General features: G+C 68.3%; 5 protein-coding genes and 1 pseudogene. 2 read left to right on the top strand and 4 right to left on the bottom strand.

All coding sequences use genetic code 11. From position 1 onward, the window contains the following. Positions 1 to 144: 144 nt before the first annotated feature. The 4 genes from ACRDPN_RS15285 to ACRDPN_RS15270 are packed head-to-tail and all read right to left on the bottom strand — an operon-like array spanning position 145 to position 2,154. Positions 145 to 489 carry a TfoX/Sxy family protein gene (locus ACRDPN_RS15285; protein ID WP_431449539.1) on the bottom strand — a complete coding sequence of 115 codons (345 nt, stop codon included), beginning with the start codon at positions 487 to 489 and terminating at the stop codon, positions 145 to 147. A 10-nt stretch (positions 490 to 499) separates the two neighbouring features. Next, positions 500 to 835, bottom strand: coding sequence for a YciI family protein (locus ACRDPN_RS15280; protein ID WP_431449538.1), 336 nt, complete (start codon positions 833 to 835; stop codon positions 500 to 502). Positions 836 to 877: 42 nt separating this feature from the next. Further along, positions 878 to 1,852 (bottom strand): TIGR03086 family metal-binding protein, encoded by a 975-nt coding sequence (locus tag ACRDPN_RS15275; RefSeq protein WP_431449537.1) that lies wholly within the window; start codon positions 1,850 to 1,852, stop codon positions 878 to 880. Further along, on the bottom strand, positions 1,849 to 2,154 hold the full coding sequence (locus ACRDPN_RS15270; protein ID WP_431449536.1) for an ArsR/SmtB family transcription factor: 306 nt from the start codon (positions 2,152 to 2,154) through the stop codon (positions 1,849 to 1,851). Before ACRDPN_RS15270 ends, ACRDPN_RS15275 begins: the two co-directional genes overlap by 4 nt. A 92-nt stretch (positions 2,155 to 2,246) precedes the next feature. On the opposite strand from ACRDPN_RS15270, the gene pafA reads away from it, so the two are divergent. Beyond that, positions 2,247 to 3,608 carry a Pup--protein ligase gene (pafA, locus tag ACRDPN_RS15265; RefSeq protein WP_431449535.1) on the top strand — a complete coding sequence of 454 codons (1,362 nt, stop codon included), beginning with the start codon at positions 2,247 to 2,249 and terminating at the stop codon, positions 3,606 to 3,608. 91 nt (positions 3,609 to 3,699) lie between these two features. Continuing rightward, positions 3,700 to 3,883 (top strand): annotated as a pseudogene (locus ACRDPN_RS15260) (hypothetical protein); the annotation flags it as partial.

Raw genomic sequence — 3,883 nt, 5'->3', positions numbered from 1 at the left:
CGAGGCTCTCGGCCAGGACACCAGTCCCGCCCGCACCGTCCCGGCCACCGATCTCGAGGTCGCCACCCTCGACCGCACCCGCCCGCAGCCTCGCAAGTTCAAGCGCCTCACCGACGAGACCGTCGCTGCGGCCCTGAGCTGACCTCAGCGCTTCTTCTGCTTCGGCGGGAACGTCGCGACGTGCTCGCAGGCTCGCTCGATCCACTCGGACGCTTGGTCGTCGTCCAGGTCGGGCGGAATCGACAGATAGCCGCCCATCGGACGCTCCTCAGGCCCGAACGGTCCCGCGCCAGGTAGGGCCGACAGCACCGCCGCAGCGTCCTCTGCCAGCTTCACGCCGACGGCGGACCCGAACAGTCCGGCGAACATGTTGCCGTTCACGAACGCGGCGAGCTGCCCGAACATCGCCTTGACCTCGACCCCTGGCCCATCCGGCACCAGCGAGCGGAAGTGGTCCAGGTCGGCGCCGGTGGGCTTGGGCATCTTCATGAAGGGATCCTCACATGCCGGGGACGGGCTGCGCCTCGTGCACCTCGATCTCGCATCCGCCCGGCATGTCGAGATGCGGGTGGTTGCCCGCGAGTGTCAGGGCGGCGTCCATGTCGGCGGCCTCGATGATGCTGTACCCGGGCACCTGCCGGTCGCACTCGCTGGTGCCACCTGGGGTGACGCGGACGCCGCCCGCGAGCGGCGTGCCGAAGTCGACCATGCGGTCGCCGACCTCGCCGGCCCAGGCCATCCACTTCTCCATGACGGCCTGGCCTTCCTCGGCGGTCGGCGGTGTGGCCTCGGCGGGCGTCTGCGGTGCGTGATAAACGAAGACGAACTTGGTCATGATGGTGCTCGTTCGGGTGATGGGTATCTGGTGACCGGTCGGTCACGCAGAGATCGGGACGCGGCCGGCGAAAGCCGCGAAACGGTCGAGGGCCGTGGCGGCGGCGAGCGGTGCGACCTCGTCTCCGAACGACTTGCCACGCCCGCCGGCGACCACGTCCTCGGAGATCTTGCGGACGAAGCCGACGAGCTCGTCGGACACGTGCTGGGTCTGGCCGGTGGCCTGGGCGATGTCCCAACCGTGCAGCAGCAGCTCGAGCGGGAGAATGCCGGCCGCGAACGACGCCGGCATCTCCCCGGACGGGCCATCGATGCTGCTGTCGAGGTCGACTCCGCGCCACGCGTCGATGACGTCGGCAGCAACTTGCGATATGCGGCTCTCCGGCGCCCGGTCCTGGGGGTCGGCCACGGCGGCTCCGGCCATCGACCCGACCTGGATCAGGGAGGTCGCGAGATGCTCGACCATCTGGTGGCAGGTGACGTCGTCGCAGGGGGTCGGCCGGTCACGATCCTGCGCGGTGAGGTTGCGCAGCACCGGCTGAAGGACGGCCAGCGTCGCCTCAGCGGCCACGACAGGGTCGAGGTTCTCGGGCGCGAACGCCCATTCATCCGGACCCGCATCGCCCTTGACGGCTGCGGTCTCCAGACGGTCGAAGTAGTGGTCCCAGCCCTCGGCATGGGCGACCGCCTGCTCGGCGGTGAGCCCGGCGTGCTCGAGCGTGATGCGGGAGCCGCCCTCGGCCGGCTCGACGGTGATGGTGACGGTCGAGGTGTCCGGCGGCAGGTCGGAGCTGCCCTCCCAGCCCCAACCGAACACGATCCGGTGGCCCGGCTCGACCTCGCGGTAGGTACCGACCGCGACGTGCCCGGGGGTCACCGACCAGCGGTAGGAGCCGCCTGCCCGCAGGTCGACGAACGCCGAGACCGTCTGCCAACGGCGCAAGCGCTCGGGCTCGGTGATCAGGGCGAACGCCTCGTCGGGCGTGCAGGGCAGCAGGGTCGTCTTGGTGTACGTCATCGTTGGCTCCTCAGTGCGTGTGCGTCGGCGACGAGCAGGTCGAGCTCGTCGGTCCAGAACCGGTCGATCTCGGCCTGCAGCTTCTGCAGGCCCCCGGGCAGGACTCGGTAGATCCGTTTGCGACCGACTTTCTCCGCTGCCACCAGCCCGGCTTCGCTCAGCACGCCGAGGTGCTGGGAGATCGCCGACCTGGTCACCGTGAACTCGCTCGCGATGGTGCCGACGGTTCGCGGCCGGGACGCCAGCAGCTGCAGGATGCGGCGCCGATTCGGCTCCGCGGCAGCGATCAGGACGTCGGTCACGTAAGATACGTTAGTCGTCACTAACGGATTATTCAATCGGTGCACCCCCGGTGTTGCGGTCCGAATGCGAATCGCCCGACTACGCTGGCTCCATGGACCGGCGGATCTTCGGCATCGAGAACGAGTACGGCGTCACGTGCTCGTTCAAGGGCCAGCGCCGGTTGTCGCCCGACGAGGTGGCGCGCTACCTCTTCCGCCGTGTCGTGTCGTGGGGTCGCAGCAGCAACGTCTTCCTCCGCAACGGTGCCCGCCTCTACCTCGACGTCGGCAGCCATCCCGAGTACGCCACCCCCGAGTGCGACGACCTCGTCGACCTCGTCACGCACGACCGGGCCGGGGAGCGGATCCTCGAGGGGCTGATGATCGACGCCCAGCACCGGCTGGCCGACGACGGCGTCGACGGCGACATCTACCTGTTCAAGAACAACACCGACTCCGCGGGCAACTCCTACGGCTGCCACGAGAACTACCTCGTCGGCCGTGGTGGGGAGTTCAGCCGGCTCGCCGACATCCTCATCCCGTTCCTGGTGTCGCGGCAGATCATCTGCGGCGCCGGCAAGGTGCAGCAGACGCCGCGCGGCACCATCTACTCGGTCAGTCAACGCGCCGAGCACATCTGGGAAGGTGTCTCGAGCGCAACCACGCGCTCGCGCCCAATCATCAACACCCGCGACGAGCCGCATGCCGACGCCGAGCGGTTCCGCCGCCTCCACGTCATCGTCGGCGACTCCAACCTGAGCGAGACCACCACATTGCTCAAGGTCGCCACCACCGACCTCGTGCTGCGGATGATCGAAGGTGGCGTGTCGATGCGCGACCTCACGCTCGACAACCCCATCCGCGCGATCCGCGAGATCGCCCACGACATGACCGGGCGACGCAAGGTACAGCTGGCCAACGGACGTGAGCTGTCCGCCCTGGAGATCCAGGCCGAGTACTTCGGCAAGGCCGCCGAGTTCGTCGACAAGCACGGCCTCCACACACCCACCATCGACCGTGCGATGGACCTGTGGGAGCGCACGCTCAAGGCGGTCGAGTCCGAGGACCTCTCCCTGGTCGAGCGTGAGATCGACTGGGTCATCAAGTTCCGGCTCCTCGATCGCTACCGCACCGCCCACGGACTCAGCTGGGCTGACCCGCGCATCGCGCAGCTCGACCTCGCCTACCACGACATCCGCCGCGACCGTGGCATCTTCTACCTCCTGGAGAACAGGGGCGCGGTCGCTCGGGTCACCCGCGACCTCGACGTCTTCGCCGCGAAATCGGTCCCGCCGCAGACCACGCGTGCCCGGCTACGGGGCGACTTCATCAAGCGGGCCCAGGAGCGTCGACGCGACTTCACCGTCGACTGGGTACACCTCAAGCTCAACGACCAGGCGCAGCGCACGGTGCTGTGCAAGGACCCGTTCCGCTCTCACGACGAGCGGGTCGAGCGGCTCATCGAGTCCATGTAGCTACCGACTGCGCCGCCTCGTGATCGCATTCACAACCTGCTGAGTTAGGCTTTCCCGTCGTTCTGCCCGTAGATCCTCGAGGTGTATCCCTGTGCGTCGTACCGTCGCAGCCGTCCTGCTGCCCCTGCTCCTGGTCCTGACCGGATGCGGAGGCGGTTCCGACGACGAGGGCGACACTCCGAGCGCCAAGCAAGCCACGATCGCCGACATCTCGGTGAGTGGCGCCGAGGGCGAGAAGCCGCGGGTCGACTTCAAGCCGCCGGTCACTTTCGAGA

This window comes from Aeromicrobium sp. (assembly GCF_050700635.1).
GTDB lineage: Bacteria > Actinomycetota > Actinomycetes > Propionibacteriales > Nocardioidaceae > Aeromicrobium.
This window is presented reverse-complemented; position numbering and strand designations above follow the sequence as displayed.

Coding starts and splice junctions, on each gene's coding strand:
- ACRDPN_RS15285 (WP_431449539.1), bottom strand. CDS start 489: ATGAAGATGCCCAAGCCCACCGGCGCCGACCTGGACCACTTCCGCTCG.
- pafA (WP_431449535.1), top strand. CDS start 2,247: ATGGACCGGCGGATCTTCGGCATCGAGAACGAGTACGGCGTCACGTGC.
- ACRDPN_RS15275 (WP_431449537.1), bottom strand. CDS start 1,852: ATGACGTACACCAAGACGACCCTGCTGCCCTGCACGCCCGACGAGGCG.
- ACRDPN_RS15280 (WP_431449538.1), bottom strand. CDS start 835: ATGACCAAGTTCGTCTTCGTTTATCACGCACCGCAGACGCCCGCCGAG.